This window comes from Bacillus sp. N1(2025) (assembly GCF_053470005.1).
The window spans coordinates 549,117-570,742 of the sequence record NZ_JBLTJB010000002.1; the positions used below are offsets into that span (position 1 = coordinate 549,117).

Genomic DNA, 21,626 nt, shown 5'->3' on the forward strand with positions numbered 1-21,626 from the left:
GTCTTTTTTTTATTTCTTCAGCTATCTCCCCCCTTCAGCAAGCCAAAGAACCCTATTGACAAAATGAAACATTATATTTTGCAGTTAAATTATTGAAAACCTTTTAATATGACCGATATAAGAATAAGATCATACATTTATGGAGCTGTGATATGATAAACAGTCGGAAACTCACTGTTGTCATAGAGCCGTCTACGACTAAACGCCGAAAAGGAGAGGGTACATATGGTCACAAGAATCACAGGCCTTAATTCCGGTCTTGATGTAGATTCTCTGGTGAAAAAACTAATGGATGCCGAAAAGCAGCCGCTTAATAAATTAAATCAGCAAAAACAGACGCTTGAATGGAAGCGCGATGCTTATCGGGAAATGAATACCCAGATTGCCGACATGTATTCTACTACATTTAATAATATGCTGATGTCCACAAACTGGAATAAAAAAACAGTAACAAGTTCGGATTCCAGTGTCAGCGCGGCGGCCGTCAGTGCTGAGCAAAATATTTCAACGAGTATGTCTGTACAGCAGCTGGCCACGTCGACGACATATAAATCATCGGGCGCCATCAATTTCACTTCAGGTCAGAGCCAAACATTGAAATTCAATGTCACAAATCCGGGTGAAACGAAGCCGACTGAGGTAAACGTCACGATCGCCGCAACCGATACGATTGACGATGTCATTTCTAAACTGAACAGCTCAGGCCTTGGGGTGACGGCTTTAAAAGAGAAAATCTCTAATGGCACGGATTATGTGGATACGATTGCGTTCACTTCCAATAAAACGGGGGAAGGATTTACCCTTTCAGCAGGTGATGACGCAACCAAAAGCTTTCTGAAAGATCAGCTCGGTTTTGCCGTTGATGATGCGACAAATGAACTGACGGCCAATGCGGAAGGGAAAAATGCGAAGTTTACGTTCAACGGGCTTGAAATGACAAAAACGTCCAATAACTTTACGATCAACGGCATCAAATACACGCTGAACAGCGTGACGGACAGCAATAAAACGGTTACGATTAACAGCACGACTGATACGGACGGGATTTTTGACAACATTAAAGATTTCGTTGATAAATACAATACGTTAATTAAAAGCGCAAACGCGAAGGTGACAGAATCAAAATACCGCGATTATAAGCCGCTAACCGATGAACAAAGAGAAGCGATGACCGATAAGCAGATTGAGCAGTGGGAGGCAAAAGCCAAAAGCGGTTTATTACGGAGCGACAGCACGCTGCAGAACGGTTTGGCGGAGATGCGGCTTGATTTGTACTCAACGGTTACGATTGACGGGAAAAAATATCAGCTTGCCGATTTCGGAATTGAGACGTCTGATAGTTATACGGATCAAGGAAAACTTGTTATTAAAGACGAAGCGAAACTGAAACAGAAAATTACCGAGAACCCTTCTCTCGTGGCTAAACTGTTTAATGCAGACAGCCCTGATACAGCGAAAACCAAAAACCCGGAGGAACAGGGGATTGCCCGGAGATTAAAAGACACATTAAACAAAATGCAGACTCAAATTTCAAAACAGGCGGGTACGGAAAGCTCGGTATCAACCAGCTTTGCCATCGGAAAAAGCCTGAATGAAATAGAAACAAATATTTCCAATATGAAAACGAAGCTGGATGATATCGAAACGAGATATTATAAAAAGTTCAGCGCACTGGATACGGCATTGGAGAAATTGAACAGCCAATCTTCATATCTCACGTCAATGTTAGGATCTTCAACATCATAACCTTGGAGGTTTTATAAAAATGGCAATAAATAATCCTTTTGCTGCTTATCAGCAGACATCCGTCTTTACAGCCGCTCCGGAAGAGCTGACCCTTATGCTTTATAACGGCTGCCTGCGATTCATTAAGCTGGCAAGGCAGGCGATGAAGCAAAACAACCTTGAAGCCAAAAATGAAAATATCGTAAAGGCGCAAAACATCATTCAAGAGCTCAGCATCACGTTAAACCGGGAGATTGAGATTTCTGAACAGATGTCATCCATTTATGATTACATCCGCCGCCGGCTGATCGACGCGAACGTGCAGAATAACGGAGAATTTTTAGATGAAGCGGAAAAGCTCGTTACTGAATTTCGCGACACGTGGAAGCAGGCCATGCAGAGTGAACGGAAAAACAGCCATGGCGCGGGCGGCCTTGCCTGATGAACAGCAATGTCTTTGCTTTGTATAACGAAACGAAGAACATGTACGCCGCGCTGAAGGACGCCCCGGAAAGCGACAGTCTTATCAGCAGCGTTACGGCATTTACGGAGAAAAGGGAGGAGATGCTTGCGGGCATAAAGCCGCCTTTTTCCGAAGAAGAAAAAACGCTGCTTCAGCAGGTGGCCGCGATGGACCGCCTGATTACCGGCGAAGTGAAGCGGATTCAGGATGGTATCCGAAATGAAATAAAAACGCTTAAGAAAAAACGAATCTACCATAATACGTATTTCAATCCGTATCATCAAACGACAAGTGACGGCCGTTATTACGACAAACGCAAATAGGTGAGTGTTTTGAGAAGTTTGAACGATTACCATTTGGTGTCAGCCTATTACCAGCTTCTTTTTACGATTGATGAGGGGCTTTGCTACCTGTTGGACACGCAGGATGATTTTTTTAAGACGGAGGGCGAGCGGATTTACAACGATTTGATTCAGGCTTTTTTTCATCTCGATTCCTCTCATGCGCTTCTGCTGTCTATCATTGAGTGCCGATGCGTGGAGACGGCGATCCGCTCTTTTGACGAGATCTTTCAGGATTTCAGCATGTTAAATGATTATGATTTCCCGTCCGCCCCTTTTCAGGAGTTTTTAAAAACCATCTTTCTGCCGCATTATAAGCTATGGATGGAGCAGACGCACGCCTGCATCAAACCGTATGTTCTTCACTAGACCTGCTGCAAGCGGCAGGTCTTTTGCCTGCGTCTTCTGCATATACTTATAATCCTGCCGGAAGCTGCCGGATAATACCGACACCATTCGTCATCGTTCACCGAATTTACACATTATTTTAACGTTTCAGCAGGGATCAGAAGGGGTAAAAGAGAAATAGTTACATATCCTTAGATAAAGGGAGGCGTTCTTTGATGAACTACAATATCAGAGGAGAAAACATTGAGGTTACACCTGCGTTAAAGGATCATGTGGAGAGAAAAATCGGCAAGCTGGAGCGATATTTCGAGCAGAGCGTCAATGCCGATGTGAACGTCAACTTAAAATTCTATAATGATAAGGAATCCAAAGTTGAAGTCACCATTCCGATGACTGATCTGGCGCTTCGTTCCGAAGTGCATAACGAGGATATGTACAATGCAATTGATCTCGCAACAAACAAGCTGGAACGTCAAATCCGAAAGCACAAAACAAAAGTCAACCGAAAATTCCGCGAGCAGGGTCTTCCGAAACATTATTTCGAAAACGGCAGCGCTGCTGATACGGGCGTAGCGGTTCAGGACGAAATTGAAGATGACAGCCCGGAAATTGTCCGTCAAAAGCGTTTTAATTTAAAACCGATGGATAATGAAGAAGCGATTCTCCAAATGAATATGCTCGGACATAATTTCTTCGTATTCACCAACGCGGAGACGAATCTCACAAATGTCGTTTACCGCAGAAATGACGGCAAATACGGATTAATTGAACCGACTGAATAAACCCACCCAGCCTTCCGTGAACGCGCGGAAGGTTTTTCTCTATCTTTATCTGCAAATTCTTTGGAAATAGCAAAAGGTATGTTATGATAATGAGAGGTATACATGGACAGAAAATTATCATTTATTCCATGCAAAATCTGCATGTGAACATAGAGGAGCGTTATAGATGCTTGGGATTTTAAATAAAATGTTTGATCCGACCAAACGTGCGCTGAACAAATACGAAAAAATAGCAAATGACATTGATGCCGTAAGAGGAGATTATGAAAATCTCTCTGACGAGGCGCTTAAACATAAAACGGCAGAATTTAAAGAGCGGCTTGAAAAAGGAGAAACAACGGATGATCTTCTTGTCGAAGCGTTTGCCGTCGTTCGTGAAGCTTCCCGCCGCGTAACCGGCATGTTCCCGTTTAAAGTGCAGCTGATGGGGGGCATCGCCCTTCATGAGGGGAACATTTCCGAAATGAAAACAGGGGAAGGGAAAACGCTGACGTCCACGCTTCCCGTGTATTTAAATGCCTTGACGGGAAAAGGCGTTCACGTCGTAACGGTCAACGAATATCTGGCGAGCCGTGATGCCCAGCAAATGGGAGAAATCTTTGCGTTTCTCGGGCTTACAGTCGGCCTGAACCTGAATTCGATGTCAAAAGACGAAAAACGCGAAGCTTACGCAGCCGATATCACGTATTCAACGAACAATGAACTCGGCTTTGATTATTTGCGTGACAACATGGTGCTCTATAAAGAACAAATGGTGCAGCGCCCGCTTCATTTTGCCGTTATTGATGAAGTCGATTCAATTTTAGTCGATGAAGCGAGAACGCCATTGATTATTTCCGGACAAGCTCAGAAGTCCACAAAACTGTACGTGCAGGCAAATGCGTTTGTCCGCACACTCAAGAAAGATCAGGATTATACGTATGACGTCAAAACGAAGGGCGTTCAGCTGACGGAAGAAGGAATGACGAAGGCTGAAAAAACGTTCGGCATCGACAACCTGTTTGATGTCAAAAACGTGGCCTTGAACCACCATATCAACCAGGCTTTAAAAGCCCATGCGGCGATGCAGAAAGACGTGGATTATGTTGTTGAGGACGGCCAGGTCGTCATCGTTGATTCCTTCACCGGCCGTCTGATGAAAGGACGCCGCTACAGCGAAGGTCTTCACCAGGCGATTGAGGCGAAAGAAGGCCTGGAGATTCAAAATGAAAGCATGACATTGGCGACGATTACGTTCCAAAACTATTTCCGTATGTACGAAAAGCTGGCCGGTATGACCGGTACCGCAAAAACGGAAGAGGAAGAATTCCGTAATATTTATAACATGCAGGTTGTATCCATCCCGACCAACCAGCCGGTCATCCGTGACGACCGTCCGGACTTGATCTACCGCTCAATGGAAGGGAAATTCAAGGCGGTGGCGGAGGATGTCGCCCAGCGCTACATGACCGGACAGCCGGTTCTTGTCGGTACGGTTGCCGTTGAAACGTCTGAATTGATTTCTAAACTTCTGAAAAACAAAGGGATTCCGCATCAGGTGCTGAATGCCAAAAACCATGAGCGTGAAGCTCAGATTATTGAAGAAGCGGGACAAAAAGGCGCTGTCACGATTGCGACCAACATGGCGGGACGCGGAACCGACATTAAACTCGGCGAAGGCGTAAAAGAGCTTGGCGGCCTCGCAGTCGTCGGTACGGAACGCCACGAATCCCGCCGGATTGACAATCAGCTCCGCGGACGTTCAGGACGTCAGGGAGACCCGGGCATCACACAATTTTATCTTTCAATGGAAGATGAATTGATGCGCCGTTTCGGAGCTGAACGGACGATGGCGATGCTTGACCGGTTCGGTATGGATGACTCCACGCCGATTCAGAGCAAAATGGTGTCACGCGCCGTGGAATCATCTCAAAAACGTGTCGAAGGAAACAACTTTGATTCACGTAAACAGCTTCTTCAATATGACGACGTGCTCCGTCAGCAGCGCGAAGTCATTTACAAGCAGCGTTTTGAAGTCATTGACTCTGAAAACCTGCGTGACATTGTGGAAGGCATGATCAAGTCTTCACTGGAGCGTGCGATTGCCGCTTATACGCCAAAAGAGGAGCTTCCGGAAGAATGGAATCTTGACGGCCTCGTGGAGCTGGTGAATACAACGTATCTTGATGAAGGCGCTCTTGAAAAGAGCGATATCTTCGGAAAAGAACCGGATGAGATGCATGAGATGATCATGGACCGCATCATGACGAAATATAATGACAAAGAAGAGAATTTCGGCGAAGAGCAGATGCGTGAATTTGAAAAAGTCATCGTATTGCGTGCCGTTGATTCAAAATGGATGGATCATATTGATGCGATGGATCAGCTGCGTCAAGGGATTCACCTCCGCGCTTATGCGCAGACAAATCCGCTGCGTGAATATCAGATGGAAGGCTTCGCAATGTTTGAGCACATGATTGAGTCCATTGAGGACGAAGTTGCGAAATTCGTCATGAAGGCCGAGATTGAAAGCAATCTGGAACGCGAAGAAGTTGTTCAGGGCCAAACGACGGCTCATCAGCCGCAGGACGGCGATGAGGCCAAACAAGCGAAAAAAGCGCCGGTGCGCAAAGTTGTGGATATCGGACGCAACGCGCCTTGCCATTGCGGCAGCGGAAAAAAATATAAAAATTGCTGCGGCCGGACAGAATAGTCTCGACTGTATGAAGCGAACATGACCGGGTCTGCGTCTTATGGCGCCCCGGATCTTTTAATGAGGTGAATGGAATGGAATTATCAGAAATCAGGGCAGAGCTCGAAAATATGGCTTCTCGTTTAGCGGACTTCAGGGGGTCTCTTTGACCTCGAATCAAAGGAAGCCCGCATTGCAGAATTAGATGAAAAGATGGCGGAACCGGAATTCTGGAATGACCAGCAGAAGGCCCAAACCGTCATTAACGAAGCGAACGGTCTGAAGGAATACGTGAACTCATATCATCAGCTGAGCGAGTCTCACGAAGAGCTGCAAATGACACATGATCTTTTAAAAGAAGAACCTGACCAGGACCTTCAGCAAGAGCTCGAGAAAGAGCTGAAGTCATTAACGAAGGAATTGAATGAATTTGAGCTTCAGCTGCTGCTCAGTGAACCATATGATAAAAATAACGCGATTTTAGAACTTCACCCGGGCGCCGGCGGTACGGAATCTCAGGATTGGGGTTCCATGCTGCTCAGAATGTATACCCGCTGGGCGGAAAGACGCGGTTTCAAAGTTGAAACGCTAGATTATCTCCCGGGAGATGAAGCAGGAATTAAGTCAGTCACACTGCTTATTAAAGGCCACAATGCATACGGCTATTTAAAAGCGGAAAAAGGCGTACACCGCCTCGTGCGGATTTCTCCATTTGATTCATCAGGCCGCCGCCACACGTCATTCGTGTCATGTGAAGTCATGCCTGAATTCAATGAAGAAATCGACATTGATATTCGTACCGAAGATATTAAAGTTGATACGTACCGGGCGAGCGGTGCCGGCGGACAGCACGTCAATACGACTGATTCAGCCGTTCGGATCACCCACCTGCCGACAAATGTAGTCGTCACGTGCCAGACGGAACGTTCACAAATCAAAAACCGCGACCGGGCGATGAAAATGCTCAAAGCGAAGCTGTATCAGCGCAGAATTGAAGAACAGCAGGCGGAGCTTGACGAAATCCGCGGTGAACAGAAAGAAATCGGCTGGGGCAGCCAAATCCGCTCGTACGTCTTCCATCCGTACTCCATGGTGAAAGACCACCGCACCAATACGGAAATGGGGAACGTGCAGGCGGTTATGGACGGAGATATCGATATCTTCATTGACGCCTATTTACGTTCTAAACTGTCGTAATCCGGGAACACACCTGCCTGTGGCAAGGTGTGTTTTTTTATCCGTTCTCTTTTTCCATTTTTCACAACAGCGCTTTAGCAAATTAATACGGTATTTGGCTGTTATTTACTTCTAAGCCGGGAAGACTTAAAATGCTATCGAGAGAAAATCGGAGAACGGAGGATTTTGCATGGATGTGAATCACAATAAGCCGCTCCGTCTGATCAAAGATTATATATACATCATGATCGGCGCGGCGATTACGGGGGTCGTGTTTAACGTATTTTTGCTGCCGAACCGTATAGCAGCGGGGGGAGTAAGCGGGATCAGCACCATTTTAGAAACGTTTGGTTTTGAACCGGCTTACGTGCAGTGGATTATTAACATCCCTTTGTTTATCGCCGGAGTGATTATTCTCGGCGGGAAGTTCGGAATGAAGACACTGGTCGGTTCCATCGTTCTGCCGCTCGCTGTCTATTTAACAAGAGATCTGCCTGCCGCGACGACCCATGAACTGCTGGCCGCGATTTTCGGAGGCGTCGGGATCGGAACGGGAATCGGCATCGTGTATCTCGGCAAAGGCTCCACGGGGGGAACGGCTCTGGCGGGGCAGATCATTCACAAATACACGGGACTGTCGCTGGGAACGTGCCTTGCCATCATGGACGGATTAATTGTGCTGAGCGCGATGCTCGTTTTCGGAGTGGAGCAGGGACTGTATGCGATGCTCGGGGTATTTATTTCAAGCAAAACGATTGATGTCGTGCAGGTCGGGTTCAACCGCTCCAAAATGGCTTTAATCATTACGCAGCATGAAGAAGCCGTCAGGTCGGCTGTGTTTAAAGAAATCGACAGGGGTGTGACGAAGATTTCCGCAGTCGGCGGGTATACGGAACATGACCGGCCGATCTTAATGTGTGTCGTCGGCCAGACCGAATTCACAAAACTGAAACAAATCGTCAAACAAATTGATGAGTCAGCCTTTGTCATTGTCGCAGACGCAAGCGAGGTGCTCGGCGAGGGTTTCAAACGCGCGTAAACGGGGTTATAATAGCGAAGGGGTGCATCTTACATATGAAATCAAAATGGGCGCTGCTGGCGCTGGTTCTGACCATGTCCGTCCTGCTGGCGGCATGCGGCGGTTCCAATGAATCGAAAAAAGAAAGCTCTGACAGCTCAGGCGGGTCAAAAGCATCTGCGTCAGCGGGAGAAGAGCTTTATCAGCAAAGCTGTATCGGCTGTCACGGTAAAGACTTAGAAGGCGGCGGAGGTCCGAATTTACAGGAAGTCGGCGGGAAGTATGATGAAGCTAAAATTGAAAGCATCATTAAAAACGGACGCGGCAATATGCCGAGCCATCTTGTAAATGATGAGGAAGCCGCGAAGATCGCAAAATGGCTGTCACAGAAAAAATAACAGAAAAACCTTGCCTGTTATAGGGGCAAGGTTTTTTCACGGCCTGGGAATGAAAAGAAACTGTAATAGTAATATGTCTAAATTTGACGTATAATGAAGTGTACTGAGGAAAAGGAACTTTCAGATTTTTCATCTGTTTCCTGGTAAATCGGCCATAAACCGCTGTACGTTTGCGAACTCTATGGCTGCAAGACATAATTAAAAGATTAGGTGATTTCATGATAGAGATGAAAGAAGTATATAAATCCTATCCGAACGGTGTAAAAGCGATTAACGGGCTGTCAGTCATGATTCATCCCGGAGAATTTGTATATGTCGTAGGACCGAGCGGAGCCGGTAAATCTACTTTTATTAAAATGATTTACAGAGAAGAAAAACCGACAAAAGGGCAAATATTGATTAATCATAAAGATCTCGCGTCTGTGAAAGAAAAAGAGATTCCTTTCGTGCGGCGTAAAATAGGTGTTGTTTTCCAAGATTTCAAACTTCTTCCGAAACTGACGGTATTTGAAAACGTCGCGTTCGCGCTTGAGGTTATCGGAGAGCAGCAGTCAGTCATTAAAAAACGCGTGCTCGAAGTGCTCGATCTTGTGCAGCTGAAGCATAAAGCGCGGCAGTTTCCCGACCAGCTTTCCGGAGGAGAACAGCAGCGTGTTTCCATCGCAAGATCCATCGTCAACAATCCTGACGTCGTGATAGCTGACGAACCGACGGGCAACCTTGATCCGGTAACATCATGGGAAGTCATGAAGACGCTGGAAGAGATTAATAACCGCGGAACGACCGTCGTGATGGCGACACACAATAAAGAAATAGTAAACACCATGAAGAAACGGGTCATCGCGATCGAAGACGGAATTATTGTGCGTGATGAGTCAAGAGGGGAGTATGGTTCTTATGATTAAAATTCTCGGGCGCCATTTGCGTGAGAGTTTTAAATCTCTCGGAAGAAACACATGGATGACATTTGCATCCATCAGCGCCGTTACCGTTACATTGATTTTGGTCGGCGTGTTTTTAGTCATTATGCTGAATTTAAACAACATGGCTAAAAATGCTGAAAAAGAAGTGGAAATTAAAGTATTAATCGATCTGACGTCTAATAAGAAAACGCAGGATACGCTGCAGAATGAGATTAAAGACATCTCGGGAATCCAAAGCGTAGAGTTTTCATCTAAAGATAAAGAGCTTGATCAATTGGTCAAAAGCTTCGGCGACAGCGGAAAGGCCATGAAAATGCAAGATCAGGAAAACCCGCTGAACAACGCGTTTATCGTCAAAACGACAGATCCGCATGATACGCCGAAAGTCGCGAAAAAAATTGAGAAGCTTGATCATGTGTATAAAGTGACATACGGGAAAGAAGAAGTCAGCCGTCTGTTTAAGATCGTCGGGGTGTCACGCAACATCGGGATTGCGTTAATCATCGGCCTTCTGTTCACGGCGATGTTCTTAATTTCAAATACGATTAAAATCACGATTTTCGCCAGAAGAAAAGAGATTGAAATCATGAAGCTTGTCGGCGCGACAAACTGGTTTATCCGCTGGCCGTTCTTCCTGGAAGGGCTGCTGCTGGGGGTATTCGGTTCTATCATACCGATCGCTCTCGTGCTGAGTACGTACCAGTCGATGGTCGCTTGGGTGGCCCCGAAAGTTCAGGGCTCATTTGTTTCACTTCTGCCGTACAGCCCGTTTGTGTTCCAAGTATCACTTGTGCTCATTCTGATCGGCGCGGTTATCGGAGTATGGGGAAGTCTGACTTCCATCCGGAAATTCCTTCGTGTATAAATACAAAAGCCAGTCTGATATAGACTGGCTTTTTTTAATGGTTTCGTTACTGAATGACGGGCAGGGCCGGTGATCCGGGCTTTAATGTAAAGTCATAAGACGATTCGTCACGGTACATCGGGTCCGCATAAATGGAATCCGAATCGTTTGCCGTTCCTTTTTGGTACGCTGTGAATGAATCATATTCTCTGTTCTTCCAATACCAAATGCCGTCTTTTCCCGCTTCTTTGTGATAGACGTTATGATTAACGGTATTGCCTTCGTTTTTCGTATAATCATTTGCGATAAAAATCCGTGAACCGCTTGCCGTCATGATGTTTTTTTCGATCGTGTTCCCTTTTGTGCCGTACTGCAGCAGCAGCTGGCCGCCGTCAAGGTCCTTCGTGTCATTTCGATACATAATGTTATGAGCGATCACCGAATTGATGGTGCCGCCGCGTTTCGTGTCATAGCCTCCGATTGAAATACCGGTGTAAGCATTGCCGTACACCTTGTTATCCGTAATCCGGATATCTCGTGCGTATTTCCCTTTATGTTCGGAAGTGGCTTCAATGCCGAGGTCATTGTTGTAAACGGTGTTATTCTTAATGTCCACATGTTCTGCGCCGTCAACGTAAATACCGCCCGCTGAATATTCATCTCCGTAAGCGGGATTTCCGTAAGAAGAGTTATGGCTCACCGTATTGTTTTCAATGACGCCGTTTCGTGCATAGTCGTTTTGCTTGGACGTTCCTTCGTATCCGATCACGTCAATCCCGATATTGTTATTGTCCCGGATGGTATTGCCGGCAATCTTAAATCCGTCAACATTCCCGTTCAGCACGACCGCTTCGCTTGCGCCGAGCGTCAGTTTTTCAACCGTATTATTTGTGATGCTGACATCCTTCATGGCGCCTGTGCCGTAAAACGCAATGCCGTGTGCATTTCCCTCATCAGCCGTGGTTTTAATGTTTCGGATATGGTTGCCGTCAATGTTGATATGACTGCTTGATCCGGTAACGCAGATCCCCATGGCCGTCGCATCTTCTGATGATACGGAGAGATTCTCAAGCGTAACGCCGTGAATGGTAATGTACTGTTTATTGCGGATTTGAATTAACGGAGTTTCAGAATCGCTTTTTGGCGCAGATTTGCCGCTGATTGAGACATGCTCATTCTGATAGTTCCGAAATGTAATCGGCTTTTCGGCCGTGCCGCTGTGCTTTACTTCAAACGTTTCATCGTACGTCCCTTCCCGAATCAATACGGTTGTCCCGGCCTCTGCCTTTTCAGCCGCATGTTTTAATGTGCGGAACGGCTTTTCTTTCGTTCCTTCATTTTGGTCGCTGCCTGCCGGAGAAACATACAAGGCGTACGTCTGCGTTTTTTCATTGGCCTCTGTTTTTGGCCAGACAAAGGCGGTAATGCCTGCGGCCAGAACCGCCGCGGATAAAATCGATAATTTTATTTTCATATCGCATTCTCCTGTATATTTAATGAATTGCATACAAAATATTATACGTTACCCATATATATGTAACAATCTCGCTTTTTCATTTTTTTGTTGCCGTTACATGAATTCTTTGCAATTTACACATACTATCTCCAGGTTTTCGTAAAAGGACTAAGAGGAGGTAAACGATGAAGCAGAAAATGATCGCAGTGATAGCTGCCGTCAGCATCATGTGCGGCGGAGCCCATATTGCCGGGGCGGCACAGCCGAATTCATCAGACGCAGAAAGAAGCCGGGCAATGGATAAAATCGAAAAAGCATATGAGCTGATCTCGAACGAATACGTGGAAAATGTAGATAAAGAAAAGCTTCTTGAAGGAGCGATTCAGGGGATGCTGTCTACATTAAACGACCCTTATTCCGTTTATATGGACAAGCAGACCGCCAAGCAGTTTTCCGATTCTCTTGATTCTTCTTTCGAAGGGATCGGCGCTGAAGTCGGTATGAAAGACAATAAAATCATTATCGTATCACCGTTTAAGCAATCTCCGGCGGAAAAAGCGGGCCTCAAGCCGAATGATGAAATCATCAGCATAAACGGCGAGTCAATGAACGGGAAAGGTTTAAACGAAGCCGTGCTGAAAATCAGAGGAAAAAAAGGATCGAAGGTTTCTATTAAAATACAGCGTCCGGGTACTGATAAACAGCTGTCATTCCGGATTAAAAGAGCGGAAATCCCGCTTGAAACCGTATTTGCTTCCCGCAAAGAATCAGGCGGCCATCATGTCGGCTACATCGGCATATCGACATTTTCCGAGCATACCGCCCAGGACTTCGCCGCGGCGCTGAAAAAGCTTGAAAAACAAGGGATTGACGGTCTCGTCCTTGATGTAAGAGGGAATCCCGGCGGCTACCTTCAAAGCGTCGAACAAATTTTAAAGCATTTCATCACAAAAGACATTCCGTATATCCAAATTGCGGAGCGTAACGGCGATAAAAAACAATATTTCTCAACCTTAAAACATAAGAAGCCGTATCCCGTCAATGTCATTACGGATAAAGGAAGCGCCTCCGCTTCAGAAATTCTTGCGGGTGCGTTAAAAGAAGCGGGACATTATGACGTTGTCGGTGACACTTCTTTCGGTAAAGGAACGGTTCAGCAGGCCGTGCCTATGGGAGACGGGAGCAACATTAAATTGACGCTTTACAAATGGCTGACACCGAAAGGCAATTGGATTCACAAAAAAGGCATTGCTCCGACAATCGCTGTGAGCCAGCCGGATTATTTTGCGGCGGGACCGCTTCAGCTGAAACAGCCGCTTCAGCTTGATATGAACAGCGCGGATGTCAAGCACGCCCAAATCCTGCTGAAAGGCCTAGGCTTCGACCCGGGCAGAGCAGACGGCTATTTCAGCAAAACAATGAAAAAAGCCGTTCTGGCGTTTCAAGACCGGTACAAGCTTGATAAAACAGCGGTCATTGATAAAAAGACAGCGGAAAAAATGAATCAGCTGATGAATGAACAGAAATCTGACGAAAAAAATGATTTACAGCTGCAAATGGCGTTAAAATCATTATTTGTAAAATAAATGAAAAGGAGGCGTTTTTTACGTCTCCTGTTTCTTTTGTCACTCTCTAAAAATGAACTAAAAGACATATAATTATGTCGGTTTTGACAAGATATTAAAAAAATTTTCACATTTAAACATTTATAAAGGACAAACATTACCCGATATTTATAGAGAAGAGAGACTTTATGCCGAGTTAATATGTATTCAAAATGAAACTTTTGAAAGTTGCCTCAGTCAGTTTTAGTTCTTACAATAAAAGAAGGTTCTAATAGAGAACAGTTTTAGTTTGGCAGCTGCATTTCAGTATCGAAAGCAGAAGTGTTTGCGGCGCTTCAGCACGGCAGCTGTAATCACCCGTGCTTATCTGGATAAAAAAATGGGGGTTCACAATTGAAGAGGGCAAGTATTGTGCGTGAAAAAAAATATTATGAATTAGTGGAACAACTAAAAGACAGAACAAAAGACGTCACATTTTCATCAACAAAAGCACTAAGTCTTCTTATGCTGTTCAGCAGATACCTGGTCAATTACACAAATGTTGAATGCGTTCACGAAATCAATGAAGAGTGTGCGAAGCATTATTTCACTTACTTAATGAAAAACCATAAACGTTTAGGAATCAATCTGACGGATATTAAGCGGTCCATGCTTCTGATCAGCGGCGTGATCGAGGTGGAGGTTGACCACTATCTGAAAGATTTCTCTCTCTCAAATGTAACGCTGTGGATGACGGAAGAGAGATAGACGTTTGAGATATTCAAGCCAATGATTATTTGGTAGAATAGAATTAAAATGTTTGGCTTGAGGCGGTGAAAGCAGTGTCTGTTCAATGGGGAATTGAACTTCTGAAAAGTATCGGTCTGTTTTTTTTGCACCCGATGTTCTGGTTTTTTATCATCATAAGTCTCGCATGCGGATATTTGCGGATCAAACGTGAACGCCATACGTTTCATACAAAAATCGCGGATATGTATGACGAGCTTATCTTTACATACATAAAAGGACTTATACCGGGTATTCTTCTCTCCATATTATTTTTTGGACTGGGAATTTCGATTCCATTCGGTCTTCTCGGCATAATCGCGGCTGTGACGGCTTTGGCTTCGCTGACGTTCCGTATGAATTGGCTGTCCTCAGCTTATATTGTCAGCGCCGGCATGTTCATTGCGTTTATCCTTCAGTATACCCACACAGTGCCGTTTGCGGATCGGTTTCCGCAGGCATTCGGCGTGAATTGGGCATCGGCGGCCGTGTTTATGGGCCTTTTGATTATCACGGAGGGAGCGGCTGCCTGCCGTTCAGCGCATCTGAAAACATCTCCGGCGCTTGTCGTCAGCAGCAGAGGCCTGCCCATCGGCCGACAATTGGCGAATCGCGCATGGCTGTTTCCGCTTTTCTTATTGGTGCCGGGCAGCGGGCTTGAGTCACACCTTTCCTGGTGGCCTGTCTTTACCGTGCCGGGCGGCTCTTTCCATTTGATCTGGATTCCTTATATCGCCGGCTTCGGACAGCGTGTGCAGGGGTCACTTCCGGAAGTCAGCATAAGGATAACGGCGAAACGTGTCATGATTCTCGGGATTATCGTGGCCGTATTCGGGGCAGCGGCCCTTTGGTGGACTCCGCTTGCCGGAGCTGCCGCTTGTATTGCGGTGCTCGGACGCCTGTTTTTATCATTGAGACAGCGGCTGAACGATAACGCGGCTCCGTTTTATTTCTCTAAGCGGGATCAGGGCTTAATGGTGCTCGGCATCATTCCGAACACACCCGCGGACGATCTTGAGCTGAAGATCGGTGAGATTATTACGAAGGTAAACGGCATCCCCGTGAAGCATGTATCGGATTTTTATGAAGCACTTCAAAAAAACCGCGCATTTGTAAAATTGGAGATCATCGGCCTGAACGGTGAGATCCGGTTTGATCAGCGCGCGTCCTATGAAGGCGAACATCATGAATTAGGTATTTTATTCGTGCAGGATGAACACGAGCACGAAGAAATGACAGCATTATAATGTGATTTTTCATAATTATTCGGAATAGTTTCAAGAACTCCTAAACTAGATTTCAAAATCAGCTAGAAAGTAAAACAGCTAAGAAAATTATATTTTCTTAGCTGTTTTATTTTGAAATAATAAAAAAATAAATGAAGGAGAGGTATGGCTTATTGGAAAGGTTATTGCTAACTCCAAAACCTTTAGAAGATGAATCTTTAGCAGGATATATATTAAGAATAACTGATTATAATGGTTATGAAAATTCTAGTTTGATATATACTATGGCAATATTTGAGGAATCCATGTTGCGAAAAATTCTAATGATTTAAAAAGCATTCTATGAGAAAAATTATACTGGAAAAATCCATTCTATTTCTGGTCCAAAGTTCAATGATGGAAATAAAATACTTTTCCCCATTAATGTATTAAAAGACATTCAAGTCCACAAATACCACTTTTAAAATTCAATTACAAACGTAAAACACCTACCTATTACATGTTTACCAAAATACGTAACTGGTAGGTTATAATATCACCATTACATCTTCACTTTTATAAAGATATCCTTCGCTCCCATCAATCTCAATACCTGAAATCGGCTCAATTCCCATCCCACTTTAATTTTTTCATCATATACACAGAGATGGTATTATGCTTTTCCGCAATTTCTTTTAGAGTAATATATTTTTTTGAAACATCTGTATATCTTCTAATGCAAACCTTTTCCCTCCTGAATCACCATTTCCTATTAAAAATCCTCTTTTTATCCAACTTGAAATTACTGATTGTCTTAACCCTATAATTTTGGCGTTAAGTTTGAGGTAGGAAAGATGTACTGTGAACAACAAGATTGGATATATTCAATTATGACTGAGGATGATATAAGAAAGGGATATAGCTTAAAAGGAACGACTTTTTCAAATCCTCTTGAACGGGGACAATATGATTCAGAAGGAAAAGCGTGTATTACTATGCAAGGGTTTATATATATGCTACATATAGAACTTTTAGATTTAATTGCAAATTCTTACGATTCTAGAAGAGGGGCTACGCCTAGAGAATTATGGGAAAGAGGAATGAAAGAAAATCCACAATTAAAATTTGGAACTATACAGTTAATGTTATTTGTCCCATACATAATTTGTATTTGGTTAATGAATGCCCAAGATGTAACAGTAAGATATCTCCGATAAGAAAAACATTAAAAAAATGTAACTGTGGATTTGAACTGAAATTGTTAGATCATGTAAAGGTAGAAGAGGGTTGTATTAGTTTTGTTCATTTTTTTTATAATTTATATTATGAAATTAAAACCTTTGATACTCAAATAGATGCGATATGGAACCTTAAATTTGTAGAATTACTTAATTTAATGATTACAATTTGGTTAAGGATAGGAGGGTATAATAAAGAGAAGAGGCCAATTGTTGATTTTTCAATGCAAAATGAAGTAACTATTAAAAAAAATCTGGGAGGATTATGGTGGATATATTAATTACTGGGGCAAATAGGGGCTTAGGGCTTGGATTTGTCGAAGTTGGATTAGAAAAAGGGTACCGAGTTTTTGCTGGAGTCAGAGATCCGAATGAACAAAAAAGGACTCAATTAACCAAATTAAAAGAGAAAAATAGCAACCAGTTAGAAATTCTTCATTTAGATGTCACAGACGAGGAATCTGTTCGTGAAGCAGCTCGTAATGTAGGTGAAAGTCTTGATGTGATTATCAATAATGCTGCCATTCTTAATGGAAGGGGTACGTCTATTGAGGATCTTGATATAGAGGCTATCAAACTAGCATTTGATGTCAACACGTTAGGACCAGCCCGTGTGATTAAACATTTTCTACCTTTGCTGAAAAAGGGTGAGAATCAATCCATTATCAACATCTCGTCAGAAGGTGGTAGTCTAACAAATGCATATAGTGGTGATTATCCTTATGGATTGTCGAAAGCTGCCTTAAATATGTTGTCCGAGAAGCTCCATGTAGCATTAAAGAATGAAGGCATTCAAGTCCTTTCCGTCCATCCAGGGTGGGTAAGGACGGATATGGGAGGAATGATAGCCCCGACACATCCAAAAGAAACAGCAGAAGATATTTATAATCTCATTAATCGACAAGTTCGTATCGATAGTGAATTTGTTTTCGTTGACTATCAAGGGAAACCGATGAGCATTTGATGTAGCACCGTCTGGATGATCAAGAAAATGACTGCTGTATGATATAAGATATAAGTTGAAATTTAAGATTTATACACAAGCGTGCAGAGGCTGTTTGCCTTTCTGCACGCTATTAAATTGGAAAATGTAAAAAAATGATATATTGAGAACAGATCGCATCCTGAAATGCTACATGACATGATAAGAAGGACATAACTTTTTCCTCAAAAAATCGTGTCTTGACAACGGGGGCATTATTGAGTGTTTTTTTAAGTGATTCTGATTATTACTATCCAAACCGAAGGCTAAGGGCGGTGGGTTTAAACCACGACCTTTGAGCTGGAAAAATTTTAAGAATTTTGTTGATATAATCCTTAAATATAATATAATAGAATTATAGAAGCCAATATACATAAATAATTCTCAACATAAATTTTAATATTAAAGAGGCAAGATCAAGACGTTGCATCAATTGTAACAAAGATAATATCGCAGCATAAAAACAATAACTTTTTAAGAGGTGCAATATGAAACCCTATACAAAATCAGTATTAGAGGATGGAGTTAATATAACACTTGATCAATTACTTGGAATTTATGCTAACGAGAAATCAAGGGGAGTTTACTTTACTCAATCCGATGGCTCTGAATTGTTTGAGTCTTATGAAAGTCTTTATTTTAATGCCAAATCCATCTTAGGGGCACTACAAAAGCAGGGATTTCAGAAGGGCTCTTATATTATCTTTCAGACAAACAATAATTTATTCTTTATAAGGTTGTTTTGGGGTTGTATTTTAGGAGGCATGATCCCCGTTCCTCTGTCTGTACCGCTAATTGCATCGCCTGACACTGAAGCTTTCAAGAAGTTAGTGAAAGTAAGTAAGCAGTTGCCGAATGCGTGGATAATTACTGATGAAAGAAATTTAAATACGTTTAGAGAAAGTTATGAAGCCAATAATTTGAAATACTTAGAGTATGAAACCTTAGCATGTAATATGGAAGAGGGGCAATGCGTTACAGTAGATTGTCAGGACTTAGCGTATATACAATATTCGTCTGGCAGCACAGGTAACCCTAAAGGAGTAAAATTAACACATGAAAATCTAGTTTATAATTTGGCACAGATAGTAGATCGTTTGAAACTAGACACAAATGATGTCATGGCTAGTTGGTTACCATTGACACATGATATGGGCTTGATCGGTTATCATTTAACTCCGATATTTGCGGGTATATCTCATTCCCTTCTAAATTCGGGTACATTTTTAAAGAAATCTTGGCTATATCTTCAAAAATGTGCGCAATTAAAAGCAACGGTGCTTGTAAGTCCGAATTTTGGATTAGACTGGATGATAAAGACTGTAAAGGATTCACATTTAGAAAATATTGATTTATCTAGTGTGCGAAACATAATGTGTGGTGCAGAACCAATATCAATGGATACCATTAGACGATTTTATGAAAAATTCTCGTCTTCTGGCTTGCGTGAAAATACGATCCATCAAGTCTATGGTATGGCAGAAGCTAGTCTGGCTGTTACTATTCCTGAAGAAGGACATAATAGAAGTGTATGTATTAACCGTCATAAAGCTCGTATTGGTCAAGAAGTGGAGTATATAGAAACGAAGGAGCCAAATGCAGCAGAGTTTGCCATAGTAGGAGAACCATTATATGAATTAGAAATATTGATTGTAGATGATGAAGACCACATCTTAGGGGAAAATTACATAGGCAATATAGTGATCAAGGGGAAAAATGTATTTGAGGGATATATGAATCATGATAGTTCCCCTTTTAATGAACAGGGCTTCTTCTGTACAGGAGATTTAGGACTTTTACGCAATGGAGAACTCATTGTAATGGGCAGAAAGAAGGATATTCTGTTTGTAAATGGTCAGAATTATTATGCTAGCGATATAGAAAATATGTTAACATTGGCGATCCCAGAGTTGTCTCAAGTCGTTGTGTGTGGTGTTCGCAATCCGTCATCGATCAGGGATGAAATTATAGTATTTGTACATAATCGAAAAGATGCCAAGGCATTTTTGCCACTTGCCCATCAAGTGCAGGATATGGTATTAGAACGGGTTGGAATAGCTGCAGATTATGTAATTCCAATAAAAACGATACCGAAAACAACAAGTGGAAAGGTGCAACGTTTTCTTTTAATAGAGCGATTTGAGAATCATGAGTTTGATGATGTTATCGCAATAGCTCCATATTATTATGAGAGTAGCAAGGAATCTGCAAAGAAGCCAGCATGGAACAAAGCGGAGATTGAAAATCAAATCGTTGAAATTGCAAAAGAAGTATTCTCTATCCCTTCTTTGAAAGTAGACGATACGATTTCTCGGATGGGAGTTAGTTCGTTAACGTTGATTCGTTTCCAGGATGAAATCAATCAACGATTTCAAGTTGAAATCCCCATTGTAAGCCTTTTCAAAATGTCTACTCTAGAACAAATAATTACGATTGTAGGGGAACAACTACAGGTAGAGGATGTCCAAACATCTGAATTAACAGGGAATAAAGACATGTGGTATGAGCCATTTCCGGTAACAGAAATACAAGGAGCCTATTTAGTTGGAAGACAAAATATTATGGAAATGGGCAACATCTCCACACATGCCTATTATGAGTTTGAAACAGAATTAGATATTAAACGCTTAAACGATGCATTGAATCGAGTTTTAGAGCGTCAGCTTATGCTGCGTACTATTTTTGATGATACAGGAATGCAAAAAGTTCGGCGTTCTAATTCTTCTTATGATATTTGTATTGAAGATTTACAAGACTTGTCTTTAGAGGATCAACAAAAACGTATATTGGAAAAAAGAAATCACAGGTCACATTTTGTTTTTCAACAAGATCATTGGCCATTATTTGAGTTGTCTGCATTTATTCTTGGCGAGAAGAAAAATTATCTCTTCCTGGATATTGACTTATTAATTGCTGATGGAGGCAGTTTATTAATTTTAATACAAGAGATAATGGATTATTATGAGAAACCGAATATGGAGATTGAACCTTTAACCTTTCAATTTTCAGATTATGTAAGGGCATTGGAGAGCTTTCGTGAATCTTCCGCCTATCAAAAAGCTCAAGACTATTGGCAAGCCAAAATAGAGGATTTTCCCTATGCACCTCAGCTACCATTAGTTTGTGAGCCAGAATTCATAGAGAGACCAATATTTCAGCGCATGGAGAAGAGTCTGACAACTCATGAATGGAATGTTGTGAAAGGCTTAGCAGCTCAGTATGGTGTAACACCATCTGTATTCTTATGTACAATTTATGCGGAAGTTTTGGGCAAATGGAGCAATCAATCCAGAATGGCACTTAATTTAACTTTATTTAATCGGCAGTCCTTTCATCCAGACGTAATGAAGTTAATTGGAGATTTCACATCAGTTTTACTGTTAGATATTGATTTGTCTGTTCATAGTGCTTTTTGGGAGAGAGCATCTATGGTTCAAGATATATTATTTGAAGCAGTAGACCATCGTTTTTATAGTGGTGTTGATGTTATACGAAATATTGCAAGTAAGAGAGAAATGACTAGTAAAGCGATTATGCCAATTGTATTTACTAGTATGTTATTCGATAAATCGGAATTTACAGATGTTCTGCCAAAATTAGGAAAAATAAAATACGGAATAAGCCAGACCCCTCAAGTATTTTTAGATTTCCAAGTCACGGAAAGAGACGGACAATTAATGATGACTTGGGATTATGCGAAGGATCTGTTTGATGAAGATATGATCA

At 42.7% G+C, this 21,626-nt stretch carries 18 protein-coding genes; 17 read left to right on the top strand and 1 reads right to left on the bottom strand.

The genetic code is table 11. From position 1 onward, the window contains the following. Positions 1-225 precede the first annotated feature (225 nt). The 11 genes from ACNFN4_RS07670 (at position 226) to ftsX (ending at position 10,710) form a co-directional block, all read left to right on the top strand. Positions 226-1,746, top strand: a complete 1,521-nt coding sequence (locus tag ACNFN4_RS07670) for a flagellar hook-associated protein 2 (RefSeq protein ID WP_448200100.1) — start codon at positions 226-228, stop codon at positions 1,744-1,746. A gap of 19 nt (positions 1,747-1,765) precedes the next feature. Further along, a complete protein-coding gene (gene fliS, locus ACNFN4_RS07675; RefSeq protein ID WP_003151407.1) occupies positions 1,766-2,167 on the top strand; it encodes a flagellar export chaperone FliS in 402 nt (133 codons plus the stop codon). After that, on the top strand, positions 2,167-2,511 hold the full coding sequence (gene fliT / locus ACNFN4_RS07680) for a flagella biosynthesis regulatory protein FliT (protein WP_014419003.1): 345 nt from the start codon (positions 2,167-2,169) through the stop codon (positions 2,509-2,511). The genes fliS and fliT overlap by 1 nt, the downstream gene beginning before the upstream one ends. Before the next feature lie 9 nt (positions 2,512-2,520). After that, the gene (locus tag ACNFN4_RS07685) at positions 2,521-2,898 is read left to right on the top strand and encodes a hypothetical protein (protein WP_014419002.1); all 378 of its coding nucleotides are present in this window, start codon (positions 2,521-2,523) and stop codon (positions 2,896-2,898) included. 194 nt (positions 2,899-3,092) lie between these two features. Next, the gene (gene hpf, locus ACNFN4_RS07690; RefSeq protein WP_003151413.1) at positions 3,093-3,659 is read left to right on the top strand and encodes a ribosome hibernation-promoting factor, HPF/YfiA family; all 567 of its coding nucleotides are present in this window, start codon (positions 3,093-3,095) and stop codon (positions 3,657-3,659) included. A gap of 166 nt (positions 3,660-3,825) precedes the next feature. Beyond that, positions 3,826-6,351: a preprotein translocase subunit SecA gene (gene secA, locus ACNFN4_RS07695; RefSeq protein ID WP_448200101.1), complete on the top strand. Its 2,526-nt coding sequence runs from the start codon at positions 3,826-3,828 to the stop codon at positions 6,349-6,351. Between the two features lie 74 nt (positions 6,352-6,425). After that, positions 6,426-7,527 (top strand): peptide chain release factor 2 gene (gene prfB / locus ACNFN4_RS07700; RefSeq protein WP_096034905.1). Its coding sequence is split into 2 segments (ribosomal slippage): positions 6,426-6,497 and positions 6,499-7,527, totalling 1,101 coding nucleotides; the frame shifts between segments, so codons are not numbered across the junction. A gap of 169 nt (positions 7,528-7,696) precedes the next feature. Beyond that, positions 7,697-8,545 (top strand): YitT family protein, encoded by an 849-nt coding sequence (locus ACNFN4_RS07705; RefSeq protein ID WP_007614078.1) that lies wholly within the window; start codon positions 7,697-7,699, stop codon positions 8,543-8,545. Between the two features lie 35 nt (positions 8,546-8,580). Then, on the top strand, positions 8,581-8,922 hold the full coding sequence (gene cccB / locus ACNFN4_RS07710) for a cytochrome c551 (protein WP_003151417.1): 342 nt from the start codon (positions 8,581-8,583) through the stop codon (positions 8,920-8,922). Positions 8,923-9,140: 218 nt separating this feature from the next. Next, positions 9,141-9,827 (top strand): cell division ATP-binding protein FtsE, encoded by a 687-nt coding sequence (gene ftsE / locus ACNFN4_RS07715; RefSeq protein ID WP_007407465.1) that lies wholly within the window; start codon positions 9,141-9,143, stop codon positions 9,825-9,827. Further along, positions 9,820-10,710 carry a permease-like cell division protein FtsX gene (gene ftsX / locus ACNFN4_RS07720; protein WP_007407464.1) on the top strand — a complete coding sequence of 297 codons (891 nt, stop codon included), beginning with the start codon at positions 9,820-9,822 and terminating at the stop codon, positions 10,708-10,710. The genes ftsE and ftsX overlap by 8 nt, the downstream gene beginning before the upstream one ends. Before the next feature lie 46 nt (positions 10,711-10,756). Here the strand turns inward: ftsX and ACNFN4_RS07725 are convergent, their stop codons facing one another. Next, entirely contained in the window at positions 10,757-12,163 is a 1,407-nt protein-coding gene (locus ACNFN4_RS07725) for a right-handed parallel beta-helix repeat-containing protein (protein WP_029972819.1), read from the bottom strand. A gap of 209 nt (positions 12,164-12,372) precedes the next feature. Between ACNFN4_RS07725 and ctpB the strand changes: the two genes are divergently transcribed. The 6 genes from ctpB to ACNFN4_RS07755 form a co-directional block, all read left to right on the top strand. After that, the gene (gene ctpB, locus ACNFN4_RS07730; RefSeq protein WP_370530877.1) at positions 12,373-13,731 is read left to right on the top strand and encodes a carboxy-terminal processing protease CtpB; all 1,359 of its coding nucleotides are present in this window, start codon (positions 12,373-12,375) and stop codon (positions 13,729-13,731) included. A gap of 372 nt (positions 13,732-14,103) precedes the next feature. Then, positions 14,104-14,457 (top strand): swarming motility protein SwrAA, encoded by a 354-nt coding sequence (gene swrA, locus ACNFN4_RS07735; RefSeq protein ID WP_014305920.1) that lies wholly within the window; start codon positions 14,104-14,106, stop codon positions 14,455-14,457. 74 nt (positions 14,458-14,531) lie between these two features. Then, positions 14,532-15,722, top strand: coding sequence for a S1C family serine protease (locus ACNFN4_RS07740; RefSeq protein ID WP_022553861.1), 1,191 nt, complete (start codon positions 14,532-14,534; stop codon positions 15,720-15,722). An 848-nt stretch (positions 15,723-16,570) separates the two neighbouring features. Beyond that, positions 16,571-16,897, top strand: coding sequence for a hypothetical protein (locus ACNFN4_RS07745; RefSeq protein WP_142396137.1), 327 nt, complete (start codon positions 16,571-16,573; stop codon positions 16,895-16,897). 289 nt (positions 16,898-17,186) lie between these two features. Beyond that, the gene (locus ACNFN4_RS07750; protein WP_021494086.1) at positions 17,187-17,882 is read left to right on the top strand and encodes an SDR family oxidoreductase; all 696 of its coding nucleotides are present in this window, start codon (positions 17,187-17,189) and stop codon (positions 17,880-17,882) included. Between the two features lie 506 nt (positions 17,883-18,388). Beyond that, positions 18,389-21,626: AMP-binding protein (locus ACNFN4_RS07755; RefSeq protein ID WP_353771499.1), on the top strand; the 3,238-nt coding region annotated here is incomplete at its 3' end.

Excerpts from the sequence above, each read along its gene's own strand:
- ACNFN4_RS07705 (WP_007614078.1), top strand. The coding sequence starts at position 7,697 with ATGGATGTGAATCACAATAAGCCGCTCCGTCTGATCAAAGATTATATA.
- ACNFN4_RS07670 (WP_448200100.1), top strand. The coding sequence starts at position 226 with ATGGTCACAAGAATCACAGGCCTTAATTCCGGTCTTGATGTAGATTCT.
- ACNFN4_RS07745 (WP_142396137.1), top strand. The coding sequence starts at position 16,571 with ATGACTGAGGATGATATAAGAAAGGGATATAGCTTAAAAGGAACGACT.
- ftsE (WP_007407465.1), top strand. The coding sequence starts at position 9,141 with ATGATAGAGATGAAAGAAGTATATAAATCCTATCCGAACGGTGTAAAA.
- cccB (WP_003151417.1), top strand. The coding sequence starts at position 8,581 with ATGAAATCAAAATGGGCGCTGCTGGCGCTGGTTCTGACCATGTCCGTC.
- ACNFN4_RS07725 (WP_029972819.1), bottom strand. The coding sequence starts at position 12,163 with ATGAAAATAAAATTATCGATTTTATCCGCGGCGGTTCTGGCCGCAGGC.
- hpf (WP_003151413.1), top strand. The coding sequence starts at position 3,093 with ATGAACTACAATATCAGAGGAGAAAACATTGAGGTTACACCTGCGTTA.
- fliT (WP_014419003.1), top strand. The coding sequence starts at position 2,167 with ATGAACAGCAATGTCTTTGCTTTGTATAACGAAACGAAGAACATGTAC.
- fliS (WP_003151407.1), top strand. The coding sequence starts at position 1,766 with ATGGCAATAAATAATCCTTTTGCTGCTTATCAGCAGACATCCGTCTTT.
- ftsX (WP_007407464.1), top strand. The coding sequence starts at position 9,820 with ATGATTAAAATTCTCGGGCGCCATTTGCGTGAGAGTTTTAAATCTCTC.
- secA (WP_448200101.1), top strand. The coding sequence starts at position 3,826 with ATGCTTGGGATTTTAAATAAAATGTTTGATCCGACCAAACGTGCGCTG.
- ctpB (WP_370530877.1), top strand. The coding sequence starts at position 12,373 with ATGTGCGGCGGAGCCCATATTGCCGGGGCGGCACAGCCGAATTCATCA.